16 protein-coding genes are annotated in these 15,048 nt (G+C 56.5%); all 16 read left to right on the top strand.

From position 1 onward, the window contains the following. The first annotated feature begins 104 nt into the window (after window positions 1–104). The 16 genes from rimM (at window position 105) to BJF95_RS20945 (ending at window position 15,007) form a co-directional block, all read left to right on the top strand. The gene (gene rimM, locus BJF95_RS21020) at window positions 105–686 is read left to right on the top strand and encodes a ribosome maturation factor RimM (protein WP_075641437.1); all 582 of its coding nucleotides are present in this window, start codon (window positions 105–107) and stop codon (window positions 684–686) included. Beyond that, on the top strand, window positions 683–1,378 hold the full coding sequence (trmD, locus tag BJF95_RS21015) for a tRNA (guanosine(37)-N1)-methyltransferase TrmD (protein WP_075641436.1): 696 nt from the start codon (window positions 683–685) through the stop codon (window positions 1,376–1,378). The genes rimM and trmD overlap by 4 nt, the downstream gene beginning before the upstream one ends. A gap of 188 nt (window positions 1,379–1,566) precedes the next feature. After that, entirely contained in the window at window positions 1,567–2,103 is a 537-nt protein-coding gene (rplS, locus tag BJF95_RS21010) for a 50S ribosomal protein L19 (RefSeq protein ID WP_075641435.1), read from the top strand. A 156-nt stretch (window positions 2,104–2,259) separates the two neighbouring features. Further along, a complete protein-coding gene (locus BJF95_RS21005; RefSeq protein WP_075641434.1) occupies window positions 2,260–2,661 on the top strand; it encodes a DUF2946 family protein in 402 nt (133 codons plus the stop codon). A 226-nt stretch (window positions 2,662–2,887) separates the two neighbouring features. Continuing rightward, window positions 2,888–3,997 (top strand): ABC transporter substrate-binding protein, encoded by a 1,110-nt coding sequence (locus BJF95_RS21000; RefSeq protein WP_075641433.1) that lies wholly within the window; start codon window positions 2,888–2,890, stop codon window positions 3,995–3,997. After that, window positions 3,994–5,061 carry a FecCD family ABC transporter permease gene (locus BJF95_RS20995; protein ID WP_075641432.1) on the top strand — a complete coding sequence of 356 codons (1,068 nt, stop codon included), beginning with the start codon at window positions 3,994–3,996 and terminating at the stop codon, window positions 5,059–5,061. The genes BJF95_RS21000 and BJF95_RS20995 overlap by 4 nt, the downstream gene beginning before the upstream one ends. Further along, window positions 5,058–5,837, top strand: coding sequence for an ABC transporter ATP-binding protein (locus BJF95_RS20990; RefSeq protein WP_075641431.1), 780 nt, complete (start codon window positions 5,058–5,060; stop codon window positions 5,835–5,837). The genes BJF95_RS20995 and BJF95_RS20990 overlap by 4 nt, the downstream gene beginning before the upstream one ends. An 11-nt stretch (window positions 5,838–5,848) precedes the next feature. After that, window positions 5,849–6,364 (top strand): copper chaperone PCu(A)C, encoded by a 516-nt coding sequence (locus BJF95_RS20985; protein ID WP_075641430.1) that lies wholly within the window; start codon window positions 5,849–5,851, stop codon window positions 6,362–6,364. After that, complete coding sequence (locus tag BJF95_RS20980) at window positions 6,361–6,954, top strand: SCO family protein (protein ID WP_075641429.1); 594 nt, start codon at window positions 6,361–6,363, stop codon at window positions 6,952–6,954. Before BJF95_RS20985 ends, BJF95_RS20980 begins: the two co-directional genes overlap by 4 nt. Window positions 6,955–6,995: 41 nt before the next feature. Then, window positions 6,996–7,367, top strand: a complete 372-nt coding sequence (copC, locus tag BJF95_RS20975; protein ID WP_075641428.1) for a copper homeostasis periplasmic binding protein CopC — start codon at window positions 6,996–6,998, stop codon at window positions 7,365–7,367. Continuing rightward, on the top strand, window positions 7,364–8,248 hold the full coding sequence (gene copD / locus BJF95_RS20970) for a copper homeostasis membrane protein CopD (protein ID WP_075641427.1): 885 nt from the start codon (window positions 7,364–7,366) through the stop codon (window positions 8,246–8,248). Before copC ends, copD begins: the two co-directional genes overlap by 4 nt. A gap of 81 nt (window positions 8,249–8,329) precedes the next feature. After that, complete coding sequence (locus tag BJF95_RS20965) at window positions 8,330–9,127, top strand: transporter substrate-binding domain-containing protein (RefSeq protein WP_075641426.1); 798 nt, start codon at window positions 8,330–8,332, stop codon at window positions 9,125–9,127. 21 nt (window positions 9,128–9,148) lie between these two features. After that, window positions 9,149–9,973: an amino acid ABC transporter permease gene (locus BJF95_RS20960; protein ID WP_075641425.1), complete on the top strand. Its 825-nt coding sequence runs from the start codon at window positions 9,149–9,151 to the stop codon at window positions 9,971–9,973. A gap of 162 nt (window positions 9,974–10,135) precedes the next feature. Next, complete coding sequence (locus BJF95_RS20955; RefSeq protein WP_075641424.1) at window positions 10,136–11,155, top strand: HlyD family secretion protein; 1,020 nt, start codon at window positions 10,136–10,138, stop codon at window positions 11,153–11,155. Beyond that, window positions 11,152–13,884, top strand: coding sequence for a ribosome-associated ATPase/putative transporter RbbA (gene rbbA / locus BJF95_RS20950; protein WP_075641423.1), 2,733 nt, complete (start codon window positions 11,152–11,154; stop codon window positions 13,882–13,884). The genes BJF95_RS20955 and rbbA overlap by 4 nt, the downstream gene beginning before the upstream one ends. Window position 13,885: 1 nt before the next feature. After that, on the top strand, window positions 13,886–15,007 hold the full coding sequence (locus tag BJF95_RS20945) for an ABC-2 transporter permease (protein WP_075641422.1): 1,122 nt from the start codon (window positions 13,886–13,888) through the stop codon (window positions 15,005–15,007). Window positions 15,008–15,048: the final 41 nt, after the last annotated feature.

Raw genomic sequence — 15,048 nt, 5'->3', positions numbered from 1 at the left:
CAACATGGTGCCCGCTTTTTGCGTTTATTTTCCATGATTTTTTGCATAATGATGCTCCAACATGAATTCAGCCAACCACCAATTGAGAAGGAACGCGCGCGCCCATGACCAAGCTTGAAAATCCGGTGCTGATGGCCGTGATCGGTGCGGCTCAGGGCCTGCGAGGCGAAGTACGGGTGAAATCCTTCACCGCCGATCCCATGGCGATTGGCGATTATGGCAAGCTGCATGCCAAGGATGGCCGCGAATTTGAAGTGCTGGATGTGCGCGAAGCCAAAACAGTGGTTGTCGTGCGCTTTCGTGGTATCAATGATCGCAACGCGGCAGAAGCCTTGAACGGGCTGGAACTGTTTGTGGATCGCAGCGCGCTGTCTGATGATGATCTGGACGATGACGAATTCTTCTATGCCGATCTGGAAGGGCTGGACGTGGTGGATGCGGATGGCAAGAGCTATGGCACTGTCTCTGCGGTTTTCGATTTCGGCGCAGGCGATCTCTTGGAAGTCCGGGCTCCGGCCAAGCGCCCTGTTCTCATTCCTTTCACGGAAGCTGCCGTGCTGGAAATTGATCTTGAGGGCGGAAAGCTGCTGATTGATCCGGAAGCTGCCGGTTTGATTGATGATGGCAGCACGCCACCTTTTAATGCAGATGGCACGCCGCCTGCCAAAGGCAAGCGTTCAGAATGACCTTCAAGGCCACGGTTTTAACCCTCTACCCGGAAATGTTTCCGGGGCATCTGGGCGTATCCCTTGCCGGTCGCGCCCTCGAGCGTGGCCAATGGGCCATTGACGCGGTGCAGATCCGCGATTTTGCCAGCGACAAGCACAGAAGTGTTGATGATACGCCTGCGGGCGGTGGTGCTGGCATGGTGCTGAAACCCGATGTGCTGGCAAGCGCCATCGACAGCATTGCCGATGATAACCGCCCCAGACTGTTGATGAGCCCGCGTGGCAAGCCCTTGAGCCAGAAGCGCGTGCGCGAGATTGCCAGTGGCGACGGCGTGGTGATTGTCTGTGGCCGTTTTGAAGGAGTTGACCAGCGGGTGATTGAGGCGCGCAATCTCGAAGAAGTGTCGATTGGCGACTATATTCTCTCCGGCGGCGAGCCTGCGGCACTCACGCTTTTGGATGCCGTGGTGCGGATCATTCCCGGAGTGATGGGCAATGATCTGTCCGGCCTGCATGAGAGCTTTGAAGGCGGGCTTTTGGAACATCCACATTACACCCGACCACAGGTGTTTGAGGGGCGTGAAATTCCGGCCGTGCTGACATCTGGCAATCATGCCGCCATTGAAAAATGGCGAAATGCAGAAGCGTTGAAGCTAACCCGCGAGCGGCGGCCAGATTTGTTGTCAGAGTCACAAAAACAGCAAAAATAAGCAGCCAAAGGGATGACAAGCCCAAGGAATTGCTATATGGGCAGCGTCGGAAATGGGCCTTGTCCCGTCTACCAGCAAACAAAGAACACGACACCGCTCCCGCCGCAAGGCGTACACCTGAGGCAATGACCAAGGGACCACAGTTGAGCGCTCTGGCTGTTTTAGAAGAACTTGAAAAGGTTAGACCTATGAACATCATTCAACAGTTGGAAGCCGAACAGGCCGCCAAGATCGAAGCCAAGCGCACTCTTCCTGAATTCGCACCAGGCGACACCGTTCGCGTTAACGTGCGCGTGACAGAAGGCACACGTACTCGTGTACAGGCCTACGAAGGCGTTTGCATCGCTCGTTCGGGCGGCGGCATCAATGAGAGCTTCACTGTTCGCAAGATTTCTTACGGCGAAGGCGTTGAGCGCGTATTCCCTGTTTACTCGCCAATGGTTGAAGGCGTTGAAATCGTTCGTCGCGGTAAGGTGCGTCGCGCCAAGCTGTACTACCTGCGCGACCGTCGCGGTAAGTCTGCTCGTATCGTTGAAAACACCGGCACCCGCGCCCGCAAGCTGAACGACGCTGAACGCGCTGCCGCTGCCGAAGAAAAGGCACGTCTGGAAGCCGAAAAGGTAGCAGCAGCACAGGTACTGGCCGCTGAAAAGGCCGCAGCAGAAGCAGCAGCCGCTGCTGAAGCCGCCGCAGCTGCAGCCGCTGCCGAGCCAGCCGCTGAATAAGCATTAAACCTTCGGGTTTTGAGAAAAGGCGGCCTTCGGGTCGCCTTTTTTATTGGCTGAAAGGTCGCGTCTGCGGCCACGCGCCGCATGTGTTGTGCGCCAAACTCTCTTGAAGATCATCAAGGCCGCTGTTACCACTCACACGAGGAACAGGGGATGACCGTGCGCGCAAAGCTCATGACATGGCAGATGGTGTTGCATGCATTGTGCATGCTCTCACTTGTTGCCGTCGGCTTTGCCCATAAGGCCCCCAGCCTGTCGCACGCACACCTGACGCCCACCGAGATTGTGGCCTATACGCTTCCAGACGGCAGCTTGCCTGTTCTGTGTATCGCCGATCAGGCAACGTCAGACCATGGGCAGGATCACCAGCACAAAGCCAATGGCGGTTGTGAAGCCTGCCGGATTTCGGCTTCCATCCTGCTGCCGACACCGGCAGACACCGTCGGCCTTTTGGCAAAGCTTGAGCGCAAGCAGGCCTATCAGCGAATAGACGAGCCGGTCCTCGCCCGCATTTTCTCCCCCAACACATCACCACGGGCACCGCCAATCGCCTGATTGACTGTCATCGGGCCGATTCCGATTTTGAGCACGACGCTCCAAGTGCACCGCGTCGCAATATCACGGGTCGTGATCCCGATTGCCAGATGCCTTGTTCTTCCTTGAAGAGCAACTTTTGCGATAATTTTTCTAAATAACATTCACAATGTTGCACATGCCTTGGTGCGCCGCTCGAAAGAGCAGGCAGCACAGGACATGGATGCGACATCAGAGAGCAAAATACATGTTCAAAACAATGATAACCACGGCCCTCATCGGCATCAGCGTGTTATGGGCAGGCCAGGCCGCAGCCGAGATCACCGTGACTGACGTCAAAGGCCGCACCGTGATACTGCCAGAACCTGCAAAACGTGTGGTGTTGGGCTTTTACTATGAGGATTACCTGGCCGTTGCAGGCCCCGGTGCCATCGATAAGGTGGTTGCCCTCTCCCTCAGCCCCTGGAAAGATTGGCGGCCAAGCCAATTTGCGGCCTACGAAAAAGCCATGCCGACCCTGCATTCCATTCCCGATGTCGGCTCCACGGAAGATAGCAATTTCTCGATCGAGAAGGCTATTGCAGCGCGCCCCGATCTGGTGATCCTGGCGTCATGGTCTTATGACGCGCTGGGCGACGGTGTTCATCGTTTTGAAGAGGCCGGGATTCCGGTGGTGACGCTGGATTTCAACAGCCAGACCGTTGCCAAACATGTGCTGTCCACCGAGGTTTTGGGCAAGGTGATGGGCACCGAAGACCGCGCCGAAAAGCTGGCCGCAAACTATCAAAACGCCATGGCAGATATTGATGCCCGCATCAAGGCCGCAGGCCCCACCACCAAGAAAGTCTATGTCGAATTGGCCCAGAAGGGTGCAGATTCCATTGGCAATTCCTATGGTGATACGATGTGGGGATCTTTGATCACCAGTCTCGGCGGCCATAACATTGCCAAGGGGCAAATTGGCAATTGGGGACCGCTGAGCCCGGAATATGTGTTGGCACAAAAGCCGGACCTGATTTTTCTGGCCGGTTCCGAATGGTTGAACAAGCCGCAATCTGTGCAGGTGGGCTTTGGTGCTGACCCAAACATCACGCGGGAGCGCATGGCAGCCTATCTAGCCCGCCCAGGTTGGGCGGAGCTGCCAGCCGTGAAGAACGGTGAAGTCTTTGCCATCTATCATGGCGGGGCGCGGACATTATATGATTATGCCTTTACGCAATATATCGCAAAACAGCTCTATCCTGCTGCCTTTAGGGATATCGATCCGGCTCAGAACCTGCGCGACTATTATGCAAAATGGCTGCCGATCAAAGCCGATGGCGTGTTCATGCTGTCTTATAAAGCGGCGGCCCAATGACTCTGCTCGTCCCTACACACGCGGATCGTATGCGCCGTGGTTATCATCGCGCCAGCCAGCGACACCGGCTGGCGTTTGTGATCGTTGGGGCCATTTTGCTGGCACTGGCCTTTGCCGATCTGATTTCCGGACCATCTGGCATGAGCTTTTCTGAGATCTGGACAACGCTTCTGGCCGGCCCCTGGGGCGCAGACAGAATGAACGCGATTATTTTGTGGCAATTGCGCATGCCGCAAACCATCATGGGCATTGTTGTCGGGGCCTGCCTGGGCCTGGCCGGGCTGAAAATGCAGACCATTCTCGACAATCCACTGGCAAGCCCGTTTACGCTGGGCTTTTCGGCAGCCGCAGGCTTTGGCGCAGCACTGGCCATCATGTTTGGTGGTGCGTTCGCGATCCCGCTTTCGATCACTACGCCTCTGCTCGCCTTTGTTATGACGCTTGCCGCCTGCGGCCTGGTCTATATCGTCGCAATGACGCGCGGTGCCAGTGCGGGCCTTCTGGTGCTGGCCGGTATTGCCGTGATGTTCTTTTTCCAATCGCTGCAAGCCCTGTTGCAGTTTCTGGCCAGTCCGGAAGTGCTGCAACAGATCGTCTTCTGGCTGTTTGGCAGCCTGCTCAAGGCCAGTTGGTCCGGCGTTGCGGTTGCAGGCGGCATTTTGCTGGTGTGCTTTCCAATTGCGATGGCCGATAGCTGGAAGCTGACTGTGCTCAGATTGGGTGATGCCAATGCCACAAGCCTTGGCCTGTCGGTTGAAAATGTGCGCCGCCGCAGTTTTTTGCTGATCGCGCTTCTCACCGCCGCCGCGGTGTCTTTTGTCGGCACCATTGGCTTTATCGGGCTGATTGCCCCGCATATGGCCCGCGCCCTTGTGGGTGAAGACCACCGCCTGACATTGCCGCTCTCGGCTTTGTCCGGCGCGGTCTTGGTGGTGGCAGCTTCGGTGATTGGCAAAATCATTTCGCCCGCCGGTGCTTTGCCGGTTGGCATTGTCACCGCCATCGCAGGCGTGCCCGTGTTGTTTGCCCTGATTATCAACCGCAGCGGAGGCCAAAAGCAATGACCCGTGGTTTGATGATACGGCAGATGAATGTCACCCGTGGTAAAACGCCGATTGTGCATGATGTCACGCTGCATTTGCAGCCGGGCCTGCTGGTCAGCTGCATTGGCCCCAATGGCGCGGGCAAATCGACATTGCTGGGCGCACTGGCCGGCAGCTTTGCCGCAACAGGCAAGATCACCTGGAATGGCACCGCCCTGACCCCGTCCATGATTGGCCATATGCCCCAGCAATGCCGGGTCGATGCCGATCTCACAGCGCTGCAAGTGCTGCTGCTGGGCCAGCATGAAACGCTGGGGTTGAGAATCAAGAACAGCCAGATGGATGCCGCGGGCGAGATGTTGCAAAGCCTTGATATCATGGCGCTGGCCAACCGGCCCATGACCAGCCTCTCTGGCGGCCAACAACAACTGGTTTTGCTGGGGCAAAGACTGATCCGAAAGCCCAAGCTGCTGCTGCTGGATGAAGCCACCAGCGCCCTCGACATGGCCCACCAAATGCGGGTCATGCAGCTTATTCGCGATTATGTTCAGAAAAACGACGCGCTGGCCATTATGGCCATTCACGACCTCAACCTCGCCGCCCGCTACAGCGACGAGATCGTGTTGATGCATGCCGGACGGCTTGAAGCAAAAGGCCCTTTTGCCGATGCGATGACCGAGGAAAGGCTGGAGCGCGTCTATGGCATGCGCGCCATTCTGCTGCCCGACATTGCCGGCGCGCCCGTGATTGTTCCGCTCCACCCACTTGCCTCACCCACCTCCTCAATTGCCGCCTAAGGAAGCTCATCATGAAACATCTCCTGATCAACATCGCCGCCGTCGGTGCCCTCCTTTTGGCACAGCCTGCCTTTTCCCACGATTTCAAGGTGGGCGAATTGCACATCATCCATCCCGTTGCCCGCGCCATGTTGCCCGGCGCGCAGGTGGGCGGTGGCTATTTGACCATTGACAATGAAGGCGCAACCGATGACCGGCTGGTTGGCGGCACAAGCCAACGCGCCCGCAGCGTGCAGGTGCATGAAATGAAAATCGCTGATGGCGTGATGAGCATGAACGAGCTGAAGCAGGGCCTTGCTGTGCCGGCAAAAACCAAAACCGAATTGAAGCCCGGCAGCTACCACCTGATGTTCATGAACGTGGAAAAACCCTTTCAGCAAGGCGAAAAAATCAAGGCTGTGCTGAATTTTGAAAAGGCCGGGCCGGTTGAGGTTGAATTCACCGTTGTTGCCGCCAATGGCGATGATAAGAGCGGCGACATGCACGATCACTCCAACCACAAAATGCCGATGGACCCGAAAAAATGACCCGAAATCCAAAAGTCATTGCCGCTCTGGCCATTGCGGGCGTGTTTGTTTCTGCCTTGATTGGTATCATCATCTGGGTGGCTGCCGACAGCCCCCGCCCCGGCCCCTTCAATGCCCGGTTTCAGCTGGTCAATGATCGGGGCGAGGCGGTGGATCAATCGATCTTCAAGGGCAGTCCGGCATTGGTCTATTTTGGTTATACCCATTGCCCCGAAGTGTGCCCCACAACGCTGTTTGAAATGGCCGACTGGATGAAAACGCTGGGGCCGGACGGCAAGCCGCTGAAGGCCTATTTCTTCAGCATTGATCCCGAGCGCGATACACCAGACATCATGCACCAATATGTCAGTGCCATCAGCGACCGGATCACCGGCATCACCGGCGATCCGGCAGAGATGAAAAAGGTTATCGATGGCTGGATGATCTATGCCGCAAAGCTTCCCAGTGAAGACGGCAATTATCACATGAGCCACACAATCTCTTTACTGCTGATTGGTCCCGATGGTCGCCTGAAAGACATGATCCCTTACCAGACTGAAAAAGATCAGGCACTTGCCACCATTCGCGATGCACTCTTGAAACAAAGCTGAATGATCCGCCAGCCCTGTTCGGGCGGCAATTGGAGAACACCATGACCAAATCTTTGAAAACACTTGCAGCACTGACCGTTTTCGCCGGACTTTCTCTGTCCGGTCAGGCCTTTGCCCATGCCCATCTGGCAAGCGCAACACCGGCTGACAAAGCAACCGTTGCCACCGCCCCGAAAGAGATTGATCTGAGCTTCACCGAAGGCCTCGAATTGAAGTTTTCCGGCGTTGAGGTGACTGGTCCTGAAAAGGAAAAGGTCGCGATTGGCACGCCAACCTTAAGCGAGGACAAGAAAGCGCTGACCGTTCCGCTCAATGCCACGCTGAAACCCGGCACTTACACGGTGGATTGGCATGCGCTCTCGGTGGATGGCCATAAATCCAAGGGCAGCACCAGTTTCACCATCAAGCCGTGACCCCCGATTACGCTCTGATCATTTGTCGGTTTGTTGCAGATGGCTGCGCGCTCCTGCTTTGGGGCGCGCATGCCTATCTGTGGGCAGGCGTTGCGCCAGCGCTGGCGGCAAAGCTGCAACGCCAATTCACTCCTCTCACCGCCTTGGCTGTCGGCTTGTTGGTGGTGTCCGCCGCCTGCAAAATTCCCCTTCAGGCTGCCATGTTGGGCGATGGCTGGAGCGATGCCGCCAACCTCTCCCTGATCCACGATCTGGTCATGGACACAGAGAGCGGATGGGCGCTTGCGGTGCAGATGCTGTTGGCGCTTTTGTTGGCAATCACCTACATGAGCCTGCCCGCCTATCGTTTGATCTCTTTAGCCGTGGGTGCGGGATTGTTTTTGGCAAGTCTGACCATGAACGGTCATGCCGCCATGCACTCAGGCCTGCTTGGTGTGCTGCATCCTTTGAATGATGGCTTGCATATGCTGGCTGTTGGCGCATGGGTCGGCGCGCTTTGTCCGGTTTTTCTGCTGTTGAAGCATCCACCCAACGGTGAGGAATGGGACGTCTCCATTGCCGCACTGATGCGATTTTCCACTTTGGGCCACGCTGCCGTGGCACTGACCCTTCTCACCGGCATCATCAATGGCTGGATGATCCTTGGTCACGTCTGGCTAGATCTTGCCGTGCCTTATCAGCGTCTTTTGCTGCTCAAAATTGCGGTGGCTTTGGTTATGGTGGGTCTTGCCTGCATCAATCGTTATGGCTTTGTGCCGCTTATGACCCATGATCGCAACCGCGCTCTTCGGCTTTTGCGGCTTGGAACAGGTTTGGAAATTGCACTTGCCACTGTCGCGGTCGGATTGGTGGCTATATTCGGCGTGATGGAGCCAATCTAAACCCGCAAATGGTTTTTCATTCCTTGAAATCATACAACAACTTGTGACAAAGTGCCTTCGCCATATCTCAGGAGAAATCATATGCTGCTGCGCCGCGCCGTTCTCGCCGGTCTTTCCGCTCTTTTGCTTGCACCTTTCGGTGCCATGGCGGCCAATTTGCCCGATTTGAACGGCATGAAAGTGGTGGTGGTGACAGAAAATGCCTATCCACCCTTGCAGTTTGTTGATCCCAACACCGGGCAGGCCGTGGGCTGGGAATATGACGCCATGAATGAAATTGCCAAACGGCTGAATTTCAAGGTGGAATATCAAACCACCTCTTGGGATGCGATGATTCAGGCTGTGTCCGATGGCCAATACAACATCGGCATGACCGGCATTACCATCAAGGAGGAGCGCAAGGCCAAGGTCGATTTCTCCGACCCCTATATGCGTTCGCAACAGGTGATGCTGGTGCGCGGCGATGAAACCCGCTTTACCGATGCCAAAAGCTTTCGCGACTTCAAAAAAGGTCTGATTGGTGCGCAGCCCGGCACCAGCCCGTTTTACACCGCCGTCAATGACGTGCTGGATGGCAATGAGCAAAACCCGCGCATCAAGCTGATGGAAACCTTTGGTGCAACCGTGCAGGCCCTCAAGGCCGGTGATGTGGATCTGGTGTTGAGCGATAGCGTTGCCGGAAAAGGCTATGTGGATGCTTCCAACGGCGCTTTGAAAATCATTGGCGAGCCGCTGGGTGCCGAGGATTTTGGCTTCATCTTCCCCAAGGGCTCGGCTCTGGTAAAGCCCATCAATGCTGCCATTGCCGAGATGAAGGCCGATGGCACGCTGGACGCGCTGAACCAGAAATGGTTCGTCACCTATAAAATGGGTCAGTAAAGCCCAGATTGGACCTTATCCGTGGGCCTGCAAACCCTGCCAGGCGGCAGCAAGCAAGATTATCCCTATTGGCTGGTGGCCCTTGGCGCGTTGGCGCTGGGGCTAGCCATTACCATTGCCGTCAACAACATCTATGCGCAGGTGTTTGAAACGGTATCGCGGGGCATTGGTGTCACCATTTTTGTCACGGTCATGGGCTTTGCGCTGGCCTCGCTTCTCGGCCTGCTGATTGCCCTGGCGGGCATGGCTGACAGCATCATACTGCGGCAGATATCGCGGTTTTACATCGAGGTCATTCGCGGCATTCCTGTGCTGGTTTTGCTGTTTTATATTGCCTTTGTCGGAGCCCCCGGGTTTGTCAGCCTGGTCAACACGCTGGCCGCCCCGCTGATAAAAGCCGAATGGATGGAGCCTTTGCAGGTGCGGGATGTCTCGCTGATGTGGCGGGCCATTATTGCGCTGACCATCGGCTACTCCGCCTTCATTGCCGAGATCTTTCGCGCAGGGATTGAATCCATCGACAAGGGCCAGATTGAAGCTGCGAAATCGCTGGGCCTCACCCGCAGCCAGCGCTTTCGTCTTGTGGTGCTGCCGCAGGCCATCAAGGTGATTTTTCCGCCGCTCTCCAACGATTTTGTCGCGATGGTCAAGGATAGCTCGCTGGTTTCGGTGCTGGGCGTGGCTGATATCAGTCAGGCTGGCAAGATCTACGCTTCCGGCAGCTTTCGCTTCTTCGAGACCTATTCCATCGTTGCCTATATCTATCTGATTCTGACCATCGGCCTGTCCCTTGTGCTGAGGCGGATCGAAAAACGCATGCGGGCCAAGGATCACGCCAGCCATTAAGTATCCCCGCTGGTTTTCTGGATAACTGCCATAGAAATTGTCACTCAAACAAAACCGTCACTTTGACACATATCAAAGCGGACTCCGAGAGACTGCGACATGCTTGGGCATCGTCCTTTCTATTCAATGGTTTCATCCAGTCGGAGATTTGTTGTGATATTGATGCCAAAACACTTTTTGGTCGCGGCCCTGCTCGCCCTTTCTCTTGCGCAACCCGGTTTTGCGGCTGATAACGACCAAGCTTTGAAAAGCCGGTTTGAGGCCCTGTGGAGCAAATTGGCGGGCCAGAAACTGCCAGCCGATATTGCCACCTCGAACGGCCGCATTGAGGCACAGCAAATCCTCATCTCCTCCAAGCTTGCGGGCAGCGTAGCGGAGATGTTTGCCGTTGAAGGCCAGATCGTCGATGCCGGCACTGTGCTGGCGCGCATGGATACCGCAGCACTCGATGCTGAACTGGTGGGCAGCAAAGCAAAAGTGCGCCAGAGCCTGACCAGCGAAGTGGCCGCCGACGCCATGATCACTCAGCGACAAAGCGAGCTGGCGCTGGCCAAACAGGAGTATGAACGTGCCAAAACCATGAGCGAGAAAGGCAGCGGCACCCTGCAACAGCGCGATGCACGCGAAAGCCAGTTGCGCGTCGCTGAAGCCGCCTTGAAAGCCGCCACCGCCAGCCGCGCTGATGCCAGTGCTGCTGCCGAGGCAGCGCAGGCCGAGGTGGCCCGCATTCAATCGCAGATCGATGATTCCACGCTCAAAGCGCCGACACGCGGGCGGATCGAATATAGATTGGTGCAAAAGGGCGAAGTGGTGTCTGCGGGTGCGCCGATTGCCACCCTGCTTGATCTCTCCGATGTCACCATGACCATTTTTGTTCCGGCCAAGGCAGCAGGGCAGGTATCACTCGGTGATGAGGCCCGCATTATTCTGGACCCGATCCCGCAATATGTCATTCCGGCCAAAGTGTCCTTTGTATCCTCAGAGGCACAATTTACCCCCAAAACGGTGGAGACTTCGGATGAGCGCGAAAAGCTGATGTTCCGCGTCAAGCTGAAGATCGCCCCCGAACTGCTGAAAAGTCATGAAAATCAGGTCAAAACCGGCATTCGCGGCATTGGCTATGTGCGCAGCAATCCGGCAACGGCCTGGCCCGCTGAGTTGCAAACGAAGCTGCCACAATGACGGAGTTTGTCGCACAGTTTCAATCCGTCACCCATCACTATGGTGATGTGGCGGCCCTTGACGGGATTGATCTTGCCATTCCGGCAGGCCGCATGGTGGGTCTGATTGGCCCCGACGGCGTTGGAAAATCCACACTTCTGGGCTTGATCGCCGGTGTCACCCGCATTCAGCACGGCCATGTTGAGGTGCTGGGCGGCGATATGGCGCTTGCCAGTCATCGCAGCAAGGTGTGCGCCCGCCTTGCCTATATGCCGCAAGGGCTGGGGCGCAATCTTTACCCGACCTTGAGCGTTGCGGAAAATCTGGATTTCTTCGGCAGGCTTTTCGGCCAAAGCAGCCAGCAGCGCCAGACCCGCATGGATGAATTGTTGTCGGTCACGGGCCTTGCGCCCTATCGCGACCGTCCGGCTGGCAAGCTTTCTGGCGGCATGAAACAAAAACTCGGCATCTGCGCCTCGCTTTTGCATGATCCCGACCTTCTGATTCTGGATGAGCCAACCACCGGCATTGATCCGCTGTCGCGGCGTCAGTTCTGGCAATTGATCGATCGCATCCGCGCCCGCAGACCCGCCATGAGCGTGATTGTGGCCACCGCCTATATGGAAGAAGCGGACGGTTTTCACTGGCTGGCGGCTTTGCATGATGGTCACATTCTGGCCACAGGCAGCCCCGAACAGGTTAAAACCTTAGCCGGCAAATCAACGTTGGATGAAACCTTTGCCAGCCTGATGCCCGTTGATCAAAAAGTGTCGCAAAAAGCTGCGGAGGCACTGGTGACGCCGCCACCACGGGTGTTTACTGACGGTCCGCCCGCCATTGAGGCGGAAGGCTTGACCTGCCGCTTTGGCGATTTTGTCGCCGTTGATCACGTCAGTTTTCGAATTCCCAAAGGCGAGATCTTCGGTTTTCTCGGCTCAAACGGCAGCGGCAAAAGCACGACCATGAAAATGCTGACCGGGCTTTTGCCAGCTAGCGAAGGCGTTGCCAAACTGTTTGGCCAGGTCTTGCAGTCCGGCGACATCGAAACCCGCAAGCGGGTGGGGTATATGTCGCAGGCTTTTTCGCTCTACGGCGAGCTGAGTGTGCGGCAAAATCTGGTGCTGCATGCCCAGCTTTATGCTTTGCCCAAGGATGAGATCGAGCCGCGCGTGAAGACCATGCTTGCCGACTATGATCTGGTCGATGTGGCAGACAAGCGCCCCGATGATCTGCCGCTTGGGATTCGCCAGCGCTTGCAGCTGGCGGCAGCGGTGATTCATCAGCCGGAAGTGCTTATTCTGGATGAGCCGACCTCCGGCGTTGATCCCGTGGCGCGTGATACGTTCTGGCGTTCACTGATGTCCCTGTCGCGCGATCATGGCGTTACCATCTTTCTCTCCACCCATTTCATGAATGAAGCGGCCCGCTGTGATCGCATTTCCCTCATGCATCAAGGGCGCGTGCTGGCCGTTGGTCAACCGCAGGAATTATGCGCGCAGCGCCAGAAAACAACACTTGAAGAGACCTTTATTGATGTGCTCACGCAAGCGGGCATGGGCGCAGACGCCAATGATGAGATGGCAGAGACCACAATTGACACCCATCAACACCGGGTGATGCGACGGTTTGATCCGGGCAGGCTCTGGGCCTATGCCCGGCGTGAAATGCTGGAAATTCTGCGGGATCGCGCCCGTCTGGTGTTTGCGCTGGCCGGTCCCGCCCTGCTGTTGCTGACCTTTGGTTACGGTGTTTCCTTTGATGTGGAACACCTGCCCTTTGCCGTTTACGATCAGGATCAATCGGCACAAAGCCGCCAATTGGTGGAAAGCCTGCAAGGCTCTCGCTACTTTACGGAGCGCAGGGCCATTGCCTCATCGAAAGAATTGCAAGAGCGGATGCAAGGTGGAGAGCTGAGCGTTGGCGTGGAGATACCACCCAATTTCGGCCGGGATCTTGAGCGGGGCAACACGCCGGAGGTCTCCATCTGGCTGGATGCGGCCATGCCGTTTCGGGCCGAAACCGCCCGTGGCTATATGATCGGGCTGGTCAACAGCTATCTGGCGGACGCACAAGCCCGCAGCACCGGCAAAATCACATCATCCGCGCCGGTGCTGATTGATAGTCGCTACCGTTATAATCAGGCCTTTGTCAGCGCCAATGCCATTGTGCCCAGCGTCATTGTTCTGGTGCTCATTCTCATTCCGGCCATCATGACGGCGCTTGGGATCGTCAAGGAAAAAGAAACCGGGTCGATTGCCAATTTTCAGGCAACACCTGTCACCCGGATCGAGTTTTTGCTGGGCAAGCAACTCCCTTATGTGATCATCGCCTTTGCCAGTTTTCTGCTGCTGTTGCTGATCACCCGCCTTGTCTTTCATGTGCCGATCAAGGGATCAATGCTCACGCTGGTGTCGGCCTCGCTGCTCTATGTGTTTGCCGCCACAGGGTTTGGTCTGGTGGTGTCGAGCTTTGTGCGCAGCCAGGTAGCCGCGATTTTTGCAACAGCCATTATTGCCATAGTCCCTGCGGTGAATTTTTCCGGCCTGCTGGTGCCGGTGTCGTCGCTATCGGGTGGTGGCCGTTTGATGGGGCTGATGTTTCCCGCAGCCTGGTATCAGCCCATCACCGTCGGGGTGATCACCAAGGGGCTGGGGTTTGCGGATCTGTGGAGCAACCTTGCCATGCTCTTGCTGTTTGGCATCGGATTTATCGCCATGGCCCTCACAGCCTTGCGCAAGCGGAGTGCATGACATGCAACAAAGCCTTCTGCGAATCTTGCGCCTCGGCATCAAGGAACTTTACAGCCTGCGGGCCGATTCAGTCATGTTGATCCTGATTGTCTATGCGTTCACCGTCGCCATTTATACTGTGGCAACCGGAGCCAATATGGAGGTCAGCAATGCCTCTGTGGCCGTGGTGGATGAGGATCGCTCCATGCTCTCCACCCGGCTGCGCGACGGCCTGATCAAGCCGTTTTTCAAGGAACCGGCCCTGATTGAGGCAAAAGACGTGGATGCAGCGATGAACAGCGGCAAATATGTTTTCGTGCTGGAGATCCCACCAAACTTCGAGCAGGACACACTCAAAAATCTGAAACCCACCGTGCAGCTCGATATTGATGCAACAGCCATGTCGCAAGCCGGCAATGGTGCCTCCTATATCCAGAGCATCATCTTGCAGGAGGTCAAAGCCGCCCTGCCGCAAGTGGTGACCGCATCTCCAATCAATCTCGTGGTCAGCGCCCGCTTCAACCCCAACCTGATGTCCATGTGGTTTACGGCGGTGATGCAGGTGATCAACAATGTCACCATGCTCTCCGTCATCCTCACCGGGGCTGCCCTGATCCGCGAGCGCGAGCATGGCACAATTGAGCATCTGTTGGTTATGCCCGTCACGCCCGGCGAGATCATGTTTGCCAAAATCTGGTCAAACGGGCTGGTCATTGTGGCGGCCTCCATTCTGTCGCTGGTGGTTATGGTCGAGCAGGTGCTGGGTGTGCCGGTGGCCGGATCGTTGGGCTTGTTCATTCTGGCGGCCCTGCTCTATCAATTTTCGGTGACATCGCTGGGCATTTTGATTGCCACAGCCGCAACATCCATGGCGCAATTTGGCCTGATCGCCATTCCGGTGCTGATTGCCATGAACCTTCTGTCAGGCAGCACAACGCCGATGGAGAGCATGCCGTCCTGGCTGCAATATGTCATGCAGATTTCGCCCTCGACGCATTTTGTCGCCCTGTCACAAGGCATTCTCTATCGTGGCGCGGGCTTTTCGCTGGTGTGGCAGTCCATGGGAGCGCTGGTGCTGATTGGTGCTGGCTTCTTCGGCATCGCACTCTATCGCTTCCGGCGCACGCTCTTATCGGCATCATAGCCAGAAGCCTGGGCATGGGCATCTGGCAAAAGGTTTGAATT

It is taken from the genome of Rhizobium oryziradicis, assembly GCF_001939045.1.
GTDB classification, from domain to species: domain Bacteria; phylum Pseudomonadota; class Alphaproteobacteria; order Rhizobiales; family Rhizobiaceae; genus Allorhizobium; species Allorhizobium oryziradicis.
Note: the sequence above shows the minus strand (reverse complement) of the source record. Positions and strands in the feature narration are given on the sequence as shown.

What these genes read in the sequence shown, in the direction of transcription:
- rimM (WP_075641437.1), top strand. Translation starts at nt 105, where the DNA reads ATGACCAAGCTTGAAAATCCGGTGCTGATGGCCGTGATCGGTGCGGCT.
- BJF95_RS20945 (WP_075641422.1), top strand. Translation starts at nt 13,886, where the DNA reads ATGCAACAAAGCCTTCTGCGAATCTTGCGCCTCGGCATCAAGGAACTT.
- BJF95_RS20965 (WP_075641426.1), top strand. Translation starts at nt 8,330, where the DNA reads ATGCTGCTGCGCCGCGCCGTTCTCGCCGGTCTTTCCGCTCTTTTGCTT.
- rplS (WP_075641435.1), top strand. Translation starts at nt 1,567, where the DNA reads ATGAACATCATTCAACAGTTGGAAGCCGAACAGGCCGCCAAGATCGAA.
- copC (WP_075641428.1), top strand. Translation starts at nt 6,996, where the DNA reads ATGACCAAATCTTTGAAAACACTTGCAGCACTGACCGTTTTCGCCGGA.
- BJF95_RS20955 (WP_075641424.1), top strand. Translation starts at nt 10,136, where the DNA reads ATGCCAAAACACTTTTTGGTCGCGGCCCTGCTCGCCCTTTCTCTTGCG.
- BJF95_RS21005 (WP_075641434.1), top strand. Translation starts at nt 2,260, where the DNA reads ATGACCGTGCGCGCAAAGCTCATGACATGGCAGATGGTGTTGCATGCA.
- BJF95_RS20980 (WP_075641429.1), top strand. Translation starts at nt 6,361, where the DNA reads ATGACCCGAAATCCAAAAGTCATTGCCGCTCTGGCCATTGCGGGCGTG.
- rbbA (WP_075641423.1), top strand. Translation starts at nt 11,152, where the DNA reads ATGACGGAGTTTGTCGCACAGTTTCAATCCGTCACCCATCACTATGGT.
- trmD (WP_075641436.1), top strand. Translation starts at nt 683, where the DNA reads ATGACCTTCAAGGCCACGGTTTTAACCCTCTACCCGGAAATGTTTCCG.
- BJF95_RS20990 (WP_075641431.1), top strand. Translation starts at nt 5,058, where the DNA reads ATGACCCGTGGTTTGATGATACGGCAGATGAATGTCACCCGTGGTAAA.
- BJF95_RS20985 (WP_075641430.1), top strand. Translation starts at nt 5,849, where the DNA reads ATGAAACATCTCCTGATCAACATCGCCGCCGTCGGTGCCCTCCTTTTG.
- BJF95_RS21000 (WP_075641433.1), top strand. Translation starts at nt 2,888, where the DNA reads ATGTTCAAAACAATGATAACCACGGCCCTCATCGGCATCAGCGTGTTA.
- BJF95_RS20995 (WP_075641432.1), top strand. Translation starts at nt 3,994, where the DNA reads ATGACTCTGCTCGTCCCTACACACGCGGATCGTATGCGCCGTGGTTAT.